We start from the raw sequence: 17,088 nt of genomic DNA, 5'->3' as shown, positions 1-17,088 counted from the left end.
CAGGCAAATGATGACGCAAGCCAACCTGAATTCCTGTCGCCCAACGTAGCGCTTTGGGGAGACATTACCCACTCTTGCGAGCCGCATAAGACTGCGCCGGCACGACATCGTGGCAACTCGCAAGAGAGCCACCCGCGTGCGTTTCCATCTCGAGAAGCATGTCCGCCGGAACCGCGCTGGACCACAGATAGCCCTGCCCCATGTCGCAGCCGATGCCGGCAAGCCAGTCGGCCAGCTCGCGCGTCTCGACGCCTTCGGCCACCACTGTGAGCCCCACGCCGTGAGCCATCGCGACGATGGCTTCCACGAGCACGCGGTTTTTTGGGCAACCGGTGGCCGACTGCGTGAACGAGCGGTCGATCTTCAACGTAGCAAAGGGAAAGCGCGTGAGGTAGCTGAGCGCCGAGTAGCCGGTGCCGAAATCGTCGATGGCGATGCGTACGCCCATCTGGTTCAAGGCGTTTAGCGTGTCGAGCGTGGTCGCATGGTTGACGAGCAGCAGCCCCTCGGTGATCTCCAGTTCAAGCCATTCCGGCCGGCAGCCGGTGTCGTGTAGGACCCGCTGCACGACGGTCGGCAGGTGGCTCAGGTGAAACTGGCTCGGCGACAGGTTGACGGCGATGTGTCGCTGGCCCTCCTGCCACGAATTCCATCGGCAAACGACGCTGCATGCCTTGCGCATGACCTGCTCGGCGATCGGCACGATCAAACCCGTCTCCTCGGCGATGCCGATGAAATCGGACGGTGGTATCCAGCCGAGTTCAGGATGCAGCCAGCGCAACAGTGCCTCCGCGCCGACGATGCAGCCGGTCGCGAGGTCGATCTGTGGCTGGTAGTGGACATCGAGTTCACCGCGGGCGATGCCGCGGCGCAAGTCCGCTTCGAGACGCAAGCGTTCGGTGGCGTTGTCCGTGATGTCGCGCGTATAGAACTGCACGTTGTTGCGCCCGGTCTCCTTGGCGTGATAGAGGGCGCCGTCGGCATAGCGCACGAGTTGTTCCGTGGCGTCGCCATGATCGGGATAGACGGCAATGCCGATGCTCGCCTGGACCACGAGCGCCCGGCCCTCGAGCTGCATCGGAGCGGCCACGGTCGATAGTATGCGGTCGGCGAGGCCGCGCAGTTCCACGGCGTCGCGGACGTGCGGCGCGACGATGATGAATTCGTCGCCGCCGAGACGAGCCACGGTGTCCGTGGCGCGCACGCTCGCTTCGAGCCGCCGCGCGACCTCGCACAGCAATTGATCGCCGGCGACGTGGCCGAGCGTGTCATTGATGGTCTTGAAGCGGTCGAGGTCCATCATCAGGACGCCGACCTTGCTGCCTTCCTGGGCGGCCTGCTGCAACTCCTGCAAAATGCGCTCGTTGAACTGGGCGCGATTGGCAAGCCCAGTCAGCGTGTCGAAATACGCGAGCTGATGGATCTTGCTCCGGTACTCGTAGACTTCGGTCATGTCGCGCGCGACAGCGAGCAGGCCCAGCACTTTGCCGTTGGCGTCGCGCTCGAGTCGCAGCCGCGTGTGGAAAGTTTGCTCGATGCCGTCCGAGCCGCGCGCTTTCCATTCGACGTCGGAGTCTCGGCCCGTTTCGATGGCCTGGCGGATTTGCTCGTGGTACGTGTGCTGCTCCACTGAAAACGCTGAAATCTCTAGCACCGTCTTGCCGAGAAACGTCTCCGGCGGCCTGCCGGTGAAGCGCCCGTGAGCACCGTTGACGTACGTGCGGCGGCCTTCGCAATCGAAGCGGACGATGATGTCTGGCAGGTTTTCGGCGAGGGAGCGAAACTCGCGCTCGTGGGCGGCCAGCAGTTCCTCCATGCGCTTGCGTTCGGTAATGTCCCGGCCGAACACGAGGGCACCCTTGATCTGCTGGTCCTGATCGCGCTCGGCCACCATCTTGATGTGGTGCAGGCGCAGCTCGTTCGAATCGGGCGCCCCGATCAGGACTTCGACGGTCTCCGCGTCGCCGGTTCGAATCACGCGCTCGAGTGTTTCGCGGTAGCGGCGTTTTTCTGCAGCGAGCGTTTCACCCCAGCTGATGTCCTGTGACCGCTGTCCGACGACCGGCGCCACGGGCACGTTCACGCGCTGCATCAGGTTGCGGTTCGCGAAGGTGATGCGGCATTCGCGGTCGTAGCGGACGACGTTGTCGGGGCAGCCTTCCGTCAACGAGCGAAGCTCCGCCTCCTGCTCACGAAGCGACCTTTCGACTAGCCTCGTCTCAGTGATGTCGCGGCCGACGCAGAGCGCGCCTGCCAGCCGTCCCAGCCAATCGTGCTCCGCCACCAGCCGTACGTGATGAATCGCCGTGTTTCCGTCGGGCAAGGGGACGGTAAGCTCTAACTCCATCGGTTCGCCGGTCGCGAGAACCTGGTGGAGCGCGTCATGGTAAGTGTCGAAGCGGCCGTCAGGATAGCGCGTGGCGGTCGAGATTTTTCCAATCAGGTCGTGCGGGCCGACGTTCAAAGCCTTCGCCATGCTCGGGCTTACGTAGAGAAAGCGGCCGTGGCGATCGTAGCGGCAGATGTACAGCGAAGCGTTCTCGGCAAGGTGGGAGAAACCCAGCTCGGAGGCTTGGCGATAGCGGCGGATTTTTAGCCACAGGAGGAATGTTCGTGTGGTGCTACGCATGGCGGGTCCTGTACTTTTTCACGTTCTCGACAGGTAAACGGCGCCCGCTTAGAGTTGGCACAGGGGAAGGCTTGTAGGGATATCCTGATTTTGTTGTGAGTGGATGCGCAGGTGGCGTGTTGGGTCGGTATGTCGTGCGATGCTCGCTATTCGTTCGCTCTCCATTGCTTGCGGGTCGAACTGAGCCGACCGCATCAGGCTGAATTCGGCCAGAAGCGGCTATTACAAAAAGTTGTAGACTCGCGGTCAATCTAGCTATCGATTGACGAGCGCAATATGACTATTCCATTTTCAGGCGGGTGCGCATGCGGATCGGTTCGCTATGCATGTGTGCAGGAGCCCTTAGCCATGGTCAACTGCCATTGCAGAGACTGTCAGATCTCAAGTGGCGCTCCTTTCGCGTCAGGCGTCATCGTCAAGACTGCCGACCTTGAGATCAGTGGTAAGCCGAAAACATATGCAGTTCCTGCAAGCAGCGGTGGCCTCACAACCCGTAGTTTTTGCCCTGACTGCGGAACCCCCTTGTTCACGCAAAGCTCAGTTTATCCACAAGTCACTTCTATCCGATTTCCCTCGCTAGATGACACTTCTGACTTTAAGCCGATGCTAGACATATATACGGCTAGTGCTCAGCGGTGGGTTTGCCTTGATCAAGCAATTCCTCACTTTCCTCAGTCGCCCCAGCAGTGAAAAGGACCTGATCCGCTTTCTAGCACGGCGTTCGCCCGAAGACCCGGTTTCAATACACCTCGGCGAACTGCTGACTAAAGCTAGCGGCATCGCGTGACCGCGGGCGGGATGGAAATGTTTCTCGCGCCACACGTTGTTGCATTCCGCATGCTATGTGCCGCTCCTTAGCGAAGTGCAGCCGCTACCGCCTCATCAATCTGCAGCGCAAAGCGCGCATCAACATCGGGCACCGTGTAGCCAAGTGTCAGTTCCAGATGCGCGTCGCCTAACACCAACTGAACGAATGTCGCTGCCCGCAATGCAGCGGTCGATTCGTCAAATCGCTTTCGCAGAATTTTTGCGGCGAAGGCGCGCACGACCTTCGCACCATTTTCGTAAAACACCTGGCCGAGTTCCGGAAAACGCGCGGCCTCGGCAACGATGGCCCGGTAAAGCCCCAGACTATCCGGCGTAATAAGGCTTCGTGCCAGCACCCATCCCAACTCGCGCAACTCGACTTCGGGTGCGCCATCGGATTGCTCGCCCTGAGCGCTCGCAAGCACCGCGCCCACCTGAGCGCACATCGCGCTCACCAGACCAACAAAGAGCGCCTCCTTCGATTTGAAGTGGCGGTAGACCGTCTGTTTGCCGACGCCGGCGGCCGAGGCGACGTCGTCCATCGTTGCCAAACCGAAACCTTCGCGTAAGAAAACGGTTCTTGCGCCGTCGAGGATTGCAGACCGCTTGCGACATTGCAGCGGGCTCAGGCCGGGGAGAGAAGAAGTGTCCATCCCAGATAAATAACAGATCGTTGAGTAGTTGACAAGACTGGCCAGTCTCGTTTAGATTTGACAAAACGAGACCGGCAAGTCTCGTTGTATGGCTTTTCAACTTCGCAGCCAATCATTGGAGAACGCTTTGAAACTGTTCATGACAGGTGGTACTGGCTTCATCGGGCAAGCGGTCGCACGCAAGGCGATCAGCCTCGGTCATCAGGTAACGGCGCTCGTGCGCCAGGACAGCTCGGCGGCCGCCAGCGCGCTGGCACGCCTCGGTGTGACACTGCATTCCGGCGACCTGCGCGAGCCACAATCTTTCGCTGCGACTGCTGGCGCCGCTGACGGCGTGGTGCACGCCGCGTCGACCAACGATGCCTCCGCTGGTGCCGCTGATGAGGCCGCGGCTGTAGCGATGCTTTCGCATTTGCGTCCGGGCGCGGCGTTTGTCTACACGTCGGGCACCTGGGTCTACGGCAATACGGAGGGGGAGCCCGCGACTGAAGCATCGGCGCTTAACCCGACACCACTCATCGCCTGGCGGCCCGCAGTGGAGCAACAGGTGCTGGCGCTAGCAGCACGCCGCTCGATTGCTGCAGTGGTCCTCAGGCCGGCGATGGTGCACGGCTACGGCGGCGGCGTCTTCGGCATGCTTGCCGGCATGGTCCGTCAGACCGGCGGTGTGAGGATCGTCGGTGACGGTCGCAACCACTGGCCTGCCGTTCACGTCGATGATCTCGCCACGGCCTACCTGAGTGCGGTGGAGCGGGCGGCAAGTGAGGACGGTCGAGTCGCGGGACAGATCTTCAACGTGGTCGCGGAAGATGCCGTTGCCGTTGCCGAAATGGGTGAAGCGATTCGGGCCTCGGTCGGCGCCGATCGCGTCGAACTCTGGCCGCTCGACGATGCTCGCAATTCGCTTGGACCGTTCGCTGACGCACTGGCGCTCGACCAGGTAGTAAGCGGCCAGCACGCCCGGCAAGTTCTTGCGTGGAAGCCCCAAGGCCCCGGCCTGATTGCGGACCTCTCTGTGCAAACGCACTTTCAGCAACTCAACGGAGCATGACGATGGCGTGGAGTAGTGCATCTTTCGAATCGATTCTCGCGATGATCGTAGCGGTCCTGTTCGCGGTTGCTGGGGTGGTCAATCTCATAGGACTCGGCGCGGTGAAGCGCGACTTCGCACGCTGGGGTTACCCGGCGTGGTTTCGTTTTCTCTGTGGCGCGCTTGAGCTGTTGTCTGCGGCACTTCTTTTTGGACAACAAACCAGAGTTTTGGGCCTAACGCTGGCCGGTGCGATCATGGTCGCCGCGCTCATCACGTTGCTACGAAACCGGGAGCCGTTCGGGCATCTCGCCCCGGCGCTGGTCTTCTCCGCTCTCGTGGTGGCTACTGTGGCGCTACGCGGTTGAGGCTTGCTCGCCACCAGGCGAGTGAGCCTTAGACGCCAACAGCCCGCGCGGGCAATCCGCGCTGCATGTGCTTGAAATACGCACATGGATAGCGGCATTGGAGCAACTCCAATTTGATCGCGTGCGGCATGTGCTTACTTTTTGTCCTCAAGGCGGCCATCCTTCGAGGGCTCGTTTTTTTCCACGCATTGACCATTCGACGAACTCCGCAAGTGCGCGCGACCCACGGCATCGATACTGGTTTACCCCGTCCGGTTCATATAAGAAAAATGCCAACCAATCTAAGTTTTATCCATGGACCCATCGCCGTTCGCGCGACTAACCTTGCCAGATGAATTTCAGTGCGCCGTTCGCCGGAATCGACGACCCCTCCATAACCCTGACATACCCGGGCGTATCTGGGACGTTCGAGTGCTCATCGCATGACTTTTATATTAGCTGTACAAACAAAATAGATATTTATAAAAGCATCGGCGTGCCGATGCGGATAAAAATGGAGACACCGCATGAAAAGGTTTATCACTCTCGCGTCCGGCGCAGTCTTGTCGTGCGTGTCCGCCTCCTCCGCGTTCGCTCAGTCGTCGGTCACGCTCTATGGCGTGCTCGACAATGGCTTCGTCTATCAAAGTTCGGGCGGCGACAATTCGGCGATTCGCGCGGTGCCTGGCGGGCTGTTCGCGACACGTTTCGGCTTTAAGGGCAGCGAGGATATTGGCGGCGGCCTACACGTCAATTTCCAGTTGGAGCAAGCCTTCTCCGGTCAGACAGGTGCTGCGACAAATGCGGCCGAAGCCTTTAATCGTCTCGCGTTCGTCGGCCTGTCCGGCGGATTCGGAGAAGTCCGTTTTGGTTTGCAAAACTCGCCGCAATACGACGTTCTTCAGGCAGCGATGGACCCTTCCTGGGTTAAAAGCATCGCGTCGCCAATGAATAATTTTAACGGCCTGATCATCCGCGCGAACAATGGCATCTCCTATTACACGCCTACGTTTGGCGGGCTGAATGCCAAATTTATGGTGGCGTTGCGTGATCCGAGTACCGGGTCGGGCAGCGGCGTAGGGTTCTACAACGTTGTCGTCCAGTACATCAACGGGCCGTTGAATGTAGCGGCTGGTTACGAACGAGGAGATGAGCCCGCCGTCGGAGCGGGTGGTAGCTATACGTTGGCGGGCGGTGCTGCCGCGGGTCCTGGCGCGGTGTTTAGCGTGTTCAACGCCGGTGCTTCGTATGCGATCGGGGCCAATCGCATCTGGCTGGCCTATCACACGGAGAACCTGACCAACACGCCAAAATACATGCAGCACGACGTCTACCAGATCTCGGACTCGTATCAGGTCTCGCCCTATGCTTTATGTTCGCTGATGTACGGTTACGTGCACGACCGCACGGGAGGGGGCAACAATGCGCAGGAACTGGGCCTGCTTTTCGAATACGCCCTGTCCAAGGCGACCGAGCTCTACACCGCCGCCGGTTTTATCCAGAACAGGAATCAGGCGGCCTATACGCTGGCCGGCACGGCATATTCGGGCTTGACGATCACGCCCGGCACTGACACGCGCGGCATCGGGGTTGGGATCGTACACAAATTCTGAGGGTACGGCGGAAAGCGAATCGCAGCTTGCTGCTCAAGCATTTAATTTGAGCTAAAGTCTAATGCTGACATTCCCGAGAGGCTACATTTGTGATCGACGAAACGGCTGTCATCCACCCCACCGCAGTTATTGAAGAAGGTGCCGTCATTGGGGCTCGCGTTCGCATTGGTCCCTACTGCTGTATAGGCGGTGACGTCGAGATTGGCGAAGGCACCGTCCTTAAGTCGCACGTTGTCGTAAGCGGGCACACCCGCATTGGCCGAGACAACACAATCTATCCTTTCGCCACGATTGGAGAAGACAACCAGGACTTGAAGTACGCTGGGGAGCCAACCGTCGTGGAAGTGGGTGATCGCAACAGAATCCGCGAGAGTGTCACGATCCATCGCGGCACGGTCCAAGGAGGCGGTATCACCAAGGTTGGAAACGACAACCTTCTGATGGTCAATGCTCACGTTGCCCACGATTGCATTGTTGGTGACCATTGCATTCTGGCAAACAACGCAACGCTAGGCGGTCACGTTATCGTGGATGATCACGTGATCATCGGCGGAATGTGCGCAGTCCATCAATTCTGCGTCATCGGAGCGCACGTTATGGTGGGGGGTTGTTCTGGTGTCGCGCAAGATGTGCCGCCGTTTGTTATTGCTCAAGGCAATCATGCTTCACCTGTCGGAGTGAATACCACGGGGCTACAACGCCGTGGTTTCAGCAAGGAGGCGATACAAGCTATCCGGAACGCCTACAAGCTGCTTTACCGTAGCGGGAAGACGCTTGACCAAGCGAAGCCGGAGATTGCTGAGATTGCAACAGCCCATGCCGAGGTTAAGCCTTTTTACGATTTCCTTGATCGCTCGACCCGCGGTTTGATTCGGTGAGGACGGTGGGGAGGGTTAGCTGCTAATGCCTGCGGTGGGCTCCTATGATCTTGACAGCAGGAGGTTCACAATGGTCCGAGATGGCCGACGCTCTCTGGCCCCGCCGCCGTGGCTGAGTCGAAGCGTTGCCTGACCAGGGGCATCACATTAGGGGGTGTTCTGCAAGCACAGGAGCAATCTCCCGCGGACGTCGCGGCATTTCTCAAAGCCGCGTTCGAGCAAGTACAAAGCTGTACTTCCTGAACCGGCAGTCTTCGAAATTGGGGCGCAAAACTGTCGCCTCATATCAAAGTTAGGCGACATCCGAACATGCGAGAGGACAATCATGAGCAAAGTATTCGTCAACATTGGACTTAGCCTCGATGGCTACATGGCACCGGAAGGAATGACCATGGAGAATTGGGACACGCCTGAGTACAAGAACTGGGGTGCCAAGTGGGGTGCGCTGATGGCCTGGATCTTCAATCAACAGTACTTCCGCGAGAACCTCAAGCTCGGACCAGGGGGAGAGACCGGCCCGGTCAATGACCTGCTTCGCAGCACCACGGAGCGCATCGGTGCCAACATTATGGGCAAGCGAATGTTCGAGCAAGGCGAGCGCGCCTGGCCAGAGGAGGCTCCGTTTCACACACCGGTATACGTTCTTACCCATGAGAAACGCGAACCTTGGGTGCGCCCGGGTGGCACGACCTTCCACTTCATCAATGACGGGCCGGAGCGTGCCCTTGAGCTGGCTCGGGAATCCGCAGGCAGTCGTGATGTTCGTATCGCGGGTGGAGCCGATGTGATCCAGCAGTACCTGACCATGGGTGTCGTTGACGAACTGGAAATTGCCTTGTCACCCGTGTTGTTCGGCAGTGGGCGGCGTCTCTTCGAGAACCTGCGCGAGCCCGGGCCGCAGTTTCGCATTGACAGGGTTCTCGATGGTCCGGCTGCCACACACTTGCGCTATGTGCGTCAGTGAGGGTGCCTAACAATCGGCTGCAGCGGACGGTTCGCTGAACCGTGCCGTTGGCTATGCTCGTCCCGCAATGTCAACATGACTTGTGGGCCACTAGAGACTGCCAATCATTTTTTTCGTGTCCAAAGGATAGCGTGCAACGTGGAGTTACCCGCGATATCGCCGTGCTCGTTGATCCCGACACCTTCGCTGAAGTTGTCCCCGGGGAGCGTGCCCAGGTCGGTCATCGCCCCGTGTTCAAACAGAAACGCGTGCGGCAAGTACGGGTTGGTTCCGGCGTCCGACTCGCCGACCACCTGGCCACGATTGTTGATCCCAAAAGCGTTGCTGTCGTTGCGACCGGGGAGCGTACCCAGGTCAGTCATCACTCCGTTTTCAAACAGAAAGCCGTGCACGTCCCCGCTTGCGGTAGACGATATGCCGATCACCTGGCCGCGATTGTTGATCGCCTGAGCATGGCTGCTGCCGTTACTACCCTGGAGCGTGCCCAGGTCAGTCATCACCCCGTGTTCATACAGAAAGGCGTGCGCGTACCCACCTGCGATGGACGAATAGCCGACCACCTGGCCGCGATTGTTGATCCCCAAAGCTCCGCTATCGCTGCCACCGGGGAGCGTGCCCAAGTCGGTCACCACACCGTTTTCAAACAGGGCAGCGTGAACGTACCCGCGTAGGTTGGACGCTAAACCAACCGCCTGGCCGCGCTCGTTGATACCGTTAGCTCCGCTGAAGTCGCCGCCGGGGAGCGTACCCAGGTCGGTCATCGCCCCGTGTTCGAACAGAAAGGCGTGCGAATTCCCACGCGCGGTGCTCGAGGAACCGACCACCTGGCCGCGATTGTTGATCGCGCTAGCCGAGCTGTAGCTGCCACCGGGGAGCGTGCCCAAGTCGGTCACCACGCCGTTTTCAAACAGACAAGCGTGCGTGTTGCCGCCCGCTGTGATCGAGTAGCCGATCACCTGGTCGCGCTCGTTGATCCCGAGCGCGTTGCTGTAGTTAAATTCACCGGGGAGCGCGCCGAGATCTTTGATGGTGAGACTTTGGCCTGCGGCAGGCTGGAATGCAGCGACCGCGATCAGAGTGAAAACAATCAGGGCGCGGCGAACATAGCGCACATTGCCAATCATCTTGCATGCGGATTGCATAGTGATCCCCTTTCCTGGAATAAAACCCGGATCGCGATAAATTCAAATGCGGCACAACGGGGTACACCTTGCGTTTCGAAATAGGCGCAGATCGAAAAAAAGTCGAGTCTCTTTGCAAAACGAAAATTTGCTATATATGCCGTTCGCGCGTCTATAGCGGGATAAATTGCGCTGGCTTTCATCGGAAAGCGGGCACGGTTAGTTAGGATTGCTGGCTGGTACAACCAAGACGCTACCGATGATCCACCATGGGTCACCGTGATCAATGACGAGATAGCCTGTTATCCGCTTTCCGTGTCGGAGATTCGAATATGTAGGCAGATAGAAGTTACCGACCACTCTAGTCTATGGAATGCCTTGTTTCAACTTATTAAATAGCGAGGCAAATTAATGACAATGCAAAATTACGATGACTTGCCTTTGCTTGATAGCGGGTCAAACGCTCGCTCGCGTTTGAGCGCTCGACTCGCAGGATTTCTGCTGTTTGATTGGGGCGCGAACTGAGGTCATGGTGGTGTAGATGGCAAGGCAAACGCAAGCATGCTGCATGCGCGACGCTCGGTTCTAAGGGTTTGTACTTATTTTTTCAACATTGTTTTGTTCCGCAGGTACTTAATTGCGAGCAGACCCAAGCCTAGACTGCAAGCACTGAAACGCAAACGGGCGTTTGCGGAACAAACGAAGTCTGGAGGTAAGTATCATGAAACTCGTTCAATCGCTCATCGTCGCAGCTGCTCTTGCAATTCCGGCTGTCTCATCTTTTGCTCAATCCAACGAAGCGGTCGCTCCGGCCGCACAAACTAGCGCTGCGACCGGTTTTGGCGGTGTTGCTGACGGTACTTCAGCGTCGGGCGGCCATCATGAGCTGCGTTCGTTCGGCACCGCTGTCTCCCACCTGGGACATAAAATTCAAGGCTCTGTTCGCCCGGACCCGAATGATGGAATGAAGCCTGTGTTTTTCGGCGGCGCATAAATTGACCGGATTGATTGCGGCCTTGTGTCGTTGACTGAGTGCTGCCTGGACGTCCTTGGTTTGTTGATGGAATGACGTAGAGACGCGCAGATAAATCTGCGCGTTTTCGCGTTTAGGAATCTGCCGCTGGGTTTGTTCGCTTTGCGCGGTGATTTCGTTACGAAATAATGTGAAGCCAAGTGGATCATGGCGTGGCTACGACGGCACAGAATCCAGAAAGACGTAGAGTGCTTCGATCCTCCCGTCGCGAACGATGATGACATCCACGCCCGTATAGTCGGGTACTTCATCACGCAGACCGGAACCCCATGCGAGGCGACCAGCATTGTGGAGGGCCTGCGCTTCACCGTGCGGCGCATAAACAAAATGCGGGTGTGTCGCCCGAAGATCTCCCGCGAATTTGTCGAGCGCGTCGTGCCCGACGAACGTACCCGGAGGCACGTAGAGCACGCAATCTTCGGTATAAAGCTCCTCGATGGCAGCGCGACGACGCGCTGCGTCACCTTCGCCAAAGACCTCCTGAAGGTTACGATAAAGCAGTTCATGAATACGGTCGTTCATTGCGATTCTCCTTGGTGATTGACTGTGGACAGAGCCATGTCACGATGTGTAGAAGTCCGGGGAATTGGAGGTTGCATCGCATTACTGAGCGAGCGCCACGGTCTTTGCGATGGCCGCGACGACAGCCGGTCGCGTCGAGATCTCTTCGTACCAGCGAGCGACGAACGGAAATTTGTCGAGGGCCGCTCCGATCGCCTGATGGCGCCATACCCACCCGAAATGGGCAATGTCTGCGATGCTGTACTCGACGCCAGCAGCGTATGGATGACGCGCGAGAATCTGGTTGAGCACGCCCAGCGTCCGATCGACCTCCGCCAGCGCCCGCGCTTTTGCCTCGGGTTGCGGCGACGCCTGGATCGCGACCTGGAATGACTGCAGGAACGCCGGGCTGAGGCCGGATGCGTGGAAGAAAAGTTGCTCGAAGACCTTGCCGCGTGGGGGGCCGTCTTTCGGAAGAAGCTGCCCGGTCTTCTCTGCGAGGTACACGAGGATCGCGGCAGACTCGCTGAGTATCACGTCGCCATCCCCAGGAACCGATCGGTCGATGAGAACCGGGACTTTCGCGTTGGGATTCATTGCCTTGAAGGCGTCGGTCTTCTGCTCGCCCTGGCGCAGATTGACGGGAACCAGCCGATAGTCGAGCCCCATCTCTTCCAGTGCGATGGGAACTTTGATGCTGTTGGGCGTGGCGAAAGCATGAACTTCGAGCATGCTCTGTTGTTGCGTGGCATCGGGGCCGGCGAGATCGACAAGCCCTGGTGTCCTCTTTCGTTCCATGATTTATCTCCTGTGCGATGAGACAAATCTATGGCAGCGTGCTACTTTTCGAAATAGAAATGATTGAAAACCATCGTTGCAGAATTGCCGATGTCAAAACTACCGGACTTTGAAGGATTCGCGATGTTCGCGAAGGTCGCTGAAGAAGGTTCGTTTGCAGCCGCGGCGGCGGCAATGGGCGTCTCTGTCGCCACGGTTTCCCGGGCGGTCACCCGCCTGGAAGAGCGACTCGGGGGGAGGCTTTTTAACCGTACCTCCCGACGACTTGCACTCACGGACTACGGCCATACGCTTGCCGAGCGAGCGGCGAAAATCTACGCTGACGCCGAGGAGGCCGAGGATTTCGCGCGTGAGACCTCGAGCCGGCCGCGTGGTCTGGTAAAGCTCGCCGCACCACTGTCCTTCGGTGCTCGCTGGGTTGCCCCACTGCTGCCTGAGTTCTTCCGGACCTATCCGGATATTGCCGTGGATCTTCATCTCACGGATGTCCATGCCGATCTGATCGGAGACGGCTTCGACGCCGCGCTTCGTATCGCGATCATGGAAGACTCGTCACTCGCTGCACGTCTCATTGCACCCGTGCGCCGGTTTGTCGTGGCATCTCCAGCCTATCTGTTGCGCTGTGGTCGACCGCAGCACCCACACGATCTTGGCGCCCACCAGTGCCTGACCTACGCCAACAGGAGCAAGCGCGACGTTTGGCGCTTTACCCACCAAGGTGGCGAGGAATGCACGATCACACCAACTGGGGCATTGCGAGTAACAAGCGTAGAAGCGTTACTGCCCATGCTCATCGCAGGACTTGCCATTGCGGAGCTTCCCGAGTTTGTCGCGACACAGTATTTCGCGGACAAACAGCTTGAACCGATTCTGACTGATTGGCGACTACCCGAAGGTGGTCTGTATTTTGTTACCCCTACTGCCCGCGCGCGGCCAGCGAAGGTTAGTGCGTTGGCTGATTTCTTCATCTCCAGACTTGCCGCAGTGGAATGGAGCGCAGAGACACTGATGGGTTGGAAACCACCTGGCCATCGCATCAAATGATGGTGTCCGCTGCAAATGAGGCGGCGCTAACGCCATTCAAGCCCCGGCCGAGCCGGAGCGTTGTGTCATCGTCGTGGACGAAGCTCTGCCGCCCGGCGCCGCCTCGACGACGCAGCGATTGAACTCGGCAATCGCCGTCCGTTGAGTTTGCCCGCCGCGCTCGACCAGCCCGATCTCGCGGCTGAATGTATGCTCGCCGAGCGACAGCTTATCGAGACCTCGTGGAATATGCAGCGATGCCGCGTTCGGTATCAACGCAATGCCTACGCCTTGTTCGACGAGGCCGACGATACCTTGCAACTCGTCGAGTTCGACGACGTCATGTACGCGCACGCGTATCCTGCGCAGAAAGCGCTCGACGAGACGGCCGCCAAACGAGTTCCGGTCGTAGCGAATAAACGGCTCCGATGCGAGCAATTCGCGCCAGGGCGTCTTTGCGAGCTTCTTAGGCACGAGTAGAACGAAGGGCTCGGCGCAGAGGAGGTGCCACTTCAATTCGGCTGGCAACGCGAACGGCGGTTTGATGATGAGCGCGGCATCCACGTCGCCGGAGTCGACCTGTGCCAGCAGATTCAGCGATACGCCAGGCACGACGCGTACGTGCCAACCCGGCGAGCTCACACGAAACCTTTGAATCGCGGATACCAGCAGCGAAGCCTGGGCCGACGCAATGGCGCCAATGCGAAGAAAGCCGGTTGCGCTCGAGTCGCCGGCCTGAGCGGAGAGCGTCGCGTATTGCCGAAGCAGGTCTTCGGCGACGGCAGCAGTTCTGATGCCGGCTTCGTTGAGTGTTGCGGAGCGTCCGGTCCGATCGAAGAGCGGAAACCCTAGATCTTCTTCCAGCCGTTTGATTTGCGCGCTCACCGCCGATTGCGTCAGACCGATATGCGAGCCGGCATTGCCGAAGGTGCCGAAGCGGACTACGGCGAGGAACGTCTTGAGTTCGCGCATCATGGCGTCTGGGGCGGTGGGATGGCCGCTGGCGTTGGTGTGGCGTGTATTTCATCACAAAGCGGCGGCGCAAAAAAACAGACCGCTTGTACCGCCCGCACCAGGCATTGAGTGCAGGCTGCCGCGAGCGAAGTCAAAGCAGCTTCAGGTCGTCGGTCCGGACATCGCAGATCAGCATGTGACCGGGCGCATGCGTGATGCAGATCGGCGGGCGTGCTTCGATCACTGCGGCTTGCGGTGTGACACCGCAGCCCCAGAACACCGGTGTTTCGCCGTCGAGAATCGCGGTCGGCTCGCCTTCGTCGGGCACGTTGACGTTGCTGATGCCGATCGCGGCCGGATCGCCGATATGAACGGGCGCACCATGCGCGCCTGGCAGCTTCTCGCAGACTGCATACGCGATCGCTGCATGCTCCGGCGTGTAAGGCCGCATCGACACCACCATCGGCCCGCGGAAAGCGCCCACCTGCCGCGTCTGAATCGACGTGCGGTACATCGGCACCACTTTCTGTTCGTCGACGTGACGCACGTTCAGACCGGCAACTTGCAAAGCGTGTTCGAACGACAGCGAGCAGCCGATCACGAAGCCGACCCAATCCGCTTGCCACAACGCCGAGACATCGTCGAGTTCCTCGACCAGTTCGCCGTCGCGCCACACGCGATAGCGGGGCAGGTCGGTGCGCAGATCGATGTTGTCGCCGAGCATCGGCACGAGGCTGCTGCCGGGTTCGGTCATGCCGATCAACGGACAAGGTGTCGGATTGGCGCGGCAATAGGCGGCGAAATCGTCCGCCCACGCCTTCGGCAACACAACGAGGTTGCCTTGCGCGTAGCCAGGCGCCATGCCGCTGGTGTTGCCGCTGAAGCCTGCCCGTATTCTCGCGCGCTCGGTCCAGGGCGTTGGCGCGAGCGCGGCTTGAGCGTCAACGTCGATGCGGACTGTAGTGGTTTGCGTCATGCCAGGTGTCCGTGTTGAGGGGCGAAGTAAGCGCTGCGTGTGTTGGTGTCAGGCGAGCGATGTGTCGGCCGTTTCCCGGATGCCAGCGAGGGTCACGAGCGCGACCACCGCGGCGCCGACAAGGAGGAAGGCGGGACTCAGCAGATTGCCGGTGTGGCCGATCAGCGCGGTGGCGAGATACGGCGTGACACCGCCGCCGAGGATCGCGCCGAAGTTGAAGCTGAACGCCATGCCGGTGTAGCGCACGCGCGTCGGGAACTGCTCGGTGTAGGTCGGGTAACCGACCGACTGCACGATCGGCATCGGCAACGCGACGATGAACATCGCGAGAAACGCCAGCGGCATATTGTGATGGTTCATCAGCATCATCATCGGGATCACGAGGACCGCGTACGAAGCGAAGCCGATCGCGAGCACTCTGCGGCGTCCGATCCGATCGGACAGCGCGCCCCAGAGCGGCATCAATGCGGCCATCGTCATGCTCACGAACGACATCATCCAGAAGACACTGGTCTTGTCGTACTTCAGGTACGTGATCATATAGATGCTCATGAACACGAAGCCGACCCAGTACCCGGCATTCTGTCCGAACGACACCAGAAATACCCTGAGCATCGCACCACGATGATGGGCGAGGACTTCACGCAACGGTGCCTTGACGGGCTCACTTGCTTCGAGGACCTTCTTGAACGCGAGCGATTCGTCAATACGCCGGCGCATATACGCAGCAATCACGACGAGCGGCACCGCCATGAGAAACGGGATGCGCCAGCCCCAGTCATGCAGTGCGGCACTATTGACCGATGCAGTCGTCAGTCCGCAGACTGCCGCTGCAAGCGAACCGCCGATCGCGACACCGACCGGCGTTGCGGAACCAAACAGGCCGCGTTTGCCGCGCGGCGCCGATTCCGCAACGTAGGCCGCGGCGCCGGTCACTTCGGCACCGGAAAAGAAACCCTGAACGAGCCGTACGGCTAGCAGCGCAACGGGTGCGAGGACACCCGCTGTGGAGGCGACTGGCAACATGCCTACCGCAGCGGTTGCGATGCCCATGCCGATCACCGTGACGAGCAGGACCGAGCGGCGTCCGATTCTGTCCCCGATCCGGCCGAGCACGATGCCGCCTATCGGGCGCATCAGGAACGCGCTGCCGAACACGGCCAGTACCGATAGCAGTGACGCGGTGGCGTTGTCGGCAGGAAAGAATAGCGGTCCGATGATCGCGGCCATATAACCGTACACACCGAATTCGTAGTACTCGATCGCGGTGCCGGCGGTTGCAGCGATGGCGGCTTTGCGGGCGGTCGTGCCGGGTACGGACGAAGATGGCGTCGTTTCGACATCGAACTCTGCAGCTGAGGCATTCGACATGATGATTCCCACGTGACGGTAACACTAGGACGAGATAGAAAGAGCGTCCGATTCCTTCGATGCGAGGTCGACGCACGATCGGTGGCTTCGGTTCACCCAGCTAGGGTTGGCCGGATGCGTTCAGCACGGGCCGGGACTGAAAAAACAGCGAGGAAATAACCTCGCGATTGATAAGCATGCCGAATATAAGTACGGATACCCGGGTGTGACAGGATCGACCGGCTCAGTCCGGAATGAAGCGAGCTACAGTCTGACCTTCCTCGACAACTTCTCCTTCTGCGACGAGATACGACCCGATGTGGCCCGATACGTCCGCCTCGACCCGAATTTCCATCTTCATCGATTCGAGCACGAACAGCTCGGCGCCGTAACGAGAACACCCGCGCGGGT

The 17,088-nt window shown here is 59.4% G+C and carries 17 protein-coding genes; 8 read left to right on the top strand and 9 right to left on the bottom strand.

What is annotated here, in order from left to right:
- Positions 1–64 precede the first annotated feature (64 nt).
- Positions 65–2,629: a bifunctional diguanylate cyclase/phosphodiesterase gene (locus M0D66_RS03685; protein ID WP_266209040.1), complete on the bottom strand. Its 2,565-nt coding sequence runs from the start codon at positions 2,627–2,629 to the stop codon at positions 65–67.
- A gap of 276 nt (positions 2,630–2,905) precedes the next feature.
- Here M0D66_RS03685 and M0D66_RS37935 point away from each other — a divergent pair, with 276 nt between their 5' ends.
- A complete protein-coding gene (locus M0D66_RS37935; protein WP_093634216.1) occupies positions 2,906–3,319 on the top strand; it encodes a GFA family protein in 414 nt (137 codons plus the stop codon).
- A gap of 164 nt (positions 3,320–3,483) precedes the next feature.
- Here M0D66_RS37935 and M0D66_RS03680 read toward each other — a convergent pair whose 3' ends face one another.
- Entirely contained in the window at positions 3,484–4,089 is a 606-nt protein-coding gene (locus tag M0D66_RS03680; protein WP_093634215.1) for a TetR/AcrR family transcriptional regulator, read from the bottom strand.
- Between the two features lie 139 nt (positions 4,090–4,228).
- Here M0D66_RS03680 and M0D66_RS03675 point away from each other — a divergent pair, with 139 nt between their 5' ends.
- The 5 genes from M0D66_RS03675 to M0D66_RS03655 all read left to right on the top strand — a co-directional run bounded on the left by M0D66_RS03675 (position 4,229) and on the right by M0D66_RS03655 (position 8,921).
- The gene (locus M0D66_RS03675) at positions 4,229–5,140 is read left to right on the top strand and encodes an NAD-dependent epimerase/dehydratase family protein (protein ID WP_266209039.1); all 912 of its coding nucleotides are present in this window, start codon (positions 4,229–4,231) and stop codon (positions 5,138–5,140) included.
- The gene (locus tag M0D66_RS03670) at positions 5,137–5,487 is read left to right on the top strand and encodes a DoxX family protein (RefSeq protein WP_234486582.1); all 351 of its coding nucleotides are present in this window, start codon (positions 5,137–5,139) and stop codon (positions 5,485–5,487) included. Before M0D66_RS03675 ends, M0D66_RS03670 begins: the two co-directional genes overlap by 4 nt.
- Before the next feature lie 506 nt (positions 5,488–5,993).
- Entirely contained in the window at positions 5,994–7,079 is a 1,086-nt protein-coding gene (locus M0D66_RS03665; protein WP_266209036.1) for a porin, read from the top strand.
- 89 nt (positions 7,080–7,168) lie between these two features.
- Positions 7,169–7,957: an acyl-ACP--UDP-N-acetylglucosamine O-acyltransferase gene (gene lpxA, locus M0D66_RS03660; RefSeq protein ID WP_093634212.1), complete on the top strand. Its 789-nt coding sequence runs from the start codon at positions 7,169–7,171 to the stop codon at positions 7,955–7,957.
- Between the two features lie 325 nt (positions 7,958–8,282).
- Positions 8,283–8,921, top strand: coding sequence for a dihydrofolate reductase family protein (locus tag M0D66_RS03655; RefSeq protein WP_093634211.1), 639 nt, complete (start codon positions 8,283–8,285; stop codon positions 8,919–8,921).
- 104 nt (positions 8,922–9,025) lie between these two features.
- Here M0D66_RS03655 and M0D66_RS03650 read toward each other — a convergent pair whose 3' ends face one another.
- Positions 9,026–10,063 (bottom strand): HAF repeat-containing protein, encoded by a 1,038-nt coding sequence (locus tag M0D66_RS03650; protein WP_266209035.1) that lies wholly within the window; start codon positions 10,061–10,063, stop codon positions 9,026–9,028.
- A 700-nt stretch (positions 10,064–10,763) separates the two neighbouring features.
- On the opposite strand from M0D66_RS03650, the gene M0D66_RS03645 reads away from it, so the two are divergent.
- On the top strand, positions 10,764–11,036 hold the full coding sequence (locus M0D66_RS03645; protein WP_200618665.1) for a hypothetical protein: 273 nt from the start codon (positions 10,764–10,766) through the stop codon (positions 11,034–11,036).
- A gap of 195 nt (positions 11,037–11,231) precedes the next feature.
- On the opposite strand, the gene M0D66_RS03640 is transcribed toward M0D66_RS03645, so the two are convergent.
- Both M0D66_RS03640 and M0D66_RS03635 read right to left on the bottom strand, forming a co-directional pair.
- Entirely contained in the window at positions 11,232–11,597 is a 366-nt protein-coding gene (locus tag M0D66_RS03640; RefSeq protein ID WP_266209034.1) for a nuclear transport factor 2 family protein, read from the bottom strand.
- An 81-nt stretch (positions 11,598–11,678) separates the two neighbouring features.
- Positions 11,679–12,374: a glutathione S-transferase family protein gene (locus M0D66_RS03635; RefSeq protein ID WP_266209033.1), complete on the bottom strand. Its 696-nt coding sequence runs from the start codon at positions 12,372–12,374 to the stop codon at positions 11,679–11,681.
- A gap of 90 nt (positions 12,375–12,464) precedes the next feature.
- Between M0D66_RS03635 and M0D66_RS03630 the strand changes: the two genes are divergently transcribed.
- Entirely contained in the window at positions 12,465–13,418 is a 954-nt protein-coding gene (locus M0D66_RS03630) for a LysR family transcriptional regulator (protein WP_266209146.1), read from the top strand.
- 36 nt (positions 13,419–13,454) lie between these two features.
- Here the strand turns inward: M0D66_RS03630 and M0D66_RS03625 are convergent, their stop codons facing one another.
- The 4 genes from M0D66_RS03625 to M0D66_RS37930 all read right to left on the bottom strand — a co-directional run bounded on the left by M0D66_RS03625 (position 13,455) and on the right by M0D66_RS37930 (position 17,032).
- Positions 13,455–14,372, bottom strand: coding sequence for a LysR family transcriptional regulator (locus tag M0D66_RS03625; protein WP_200618662.1), 918 nt, complete (start codon positions 14,370–14,372; stop codon positions 13,455–13,457).
- Positions 14,373–14,502: 130 nt separating this feature from the next.
- Positions 14,503–15,327 carry a putative hydro-lyase gene (locus M0D66_RS03620; RefSeq protein WP_266209032.1) on the bottom strand — a complete coding sequence of 275 codons (825 nt, stop codon included), beginning with the start codon at positions 15,325–15,327 and terminating at the stop codon, positions 14,503–14,505.
- A gap of 48 nt (positions 15,328–15,375) precedes the next feature.
- Positions 15,376–16,698: an MFS transporter gene (locus tag M0D66_RS03615; RefSeq protein WP_200676362.1), complete on the bottom strand. Its 1,323-nt coding sequence runs from the start codon at positions 16,696–16,698 to the stop codon at positions 15,376–15,378.
- Between the two features lie 223 nt (positions 16,699–16,921).
- Positions 16,922–17,032, bottom strand: coding sequence for a hypothetical protein (locus M0D66_RS37930; protein ID WP_367619536.1), 111 nt, complete (start codon positions 17,030–17,032; stop codon positions 16,922–16,924).
- Positions 17,033–17,088 lie beyond the last annotated feature (56 nt).

It is taken from the genome of Paraburkholderia sp. SECH2, from assembly GCF_030464795.1.
GTDB lineage: Bacteria > Pseudomonadota > Gammaproteobacteria > Burkholderiales > Burkholderiaceae > Paraburkholderia > Paraburkholderia aspalathi.
The sequence above is the reverse complement of the archived record's forward strand: the minus strand, read 5'-3'. Positions and strand labels throughout refer to the sequence as shown.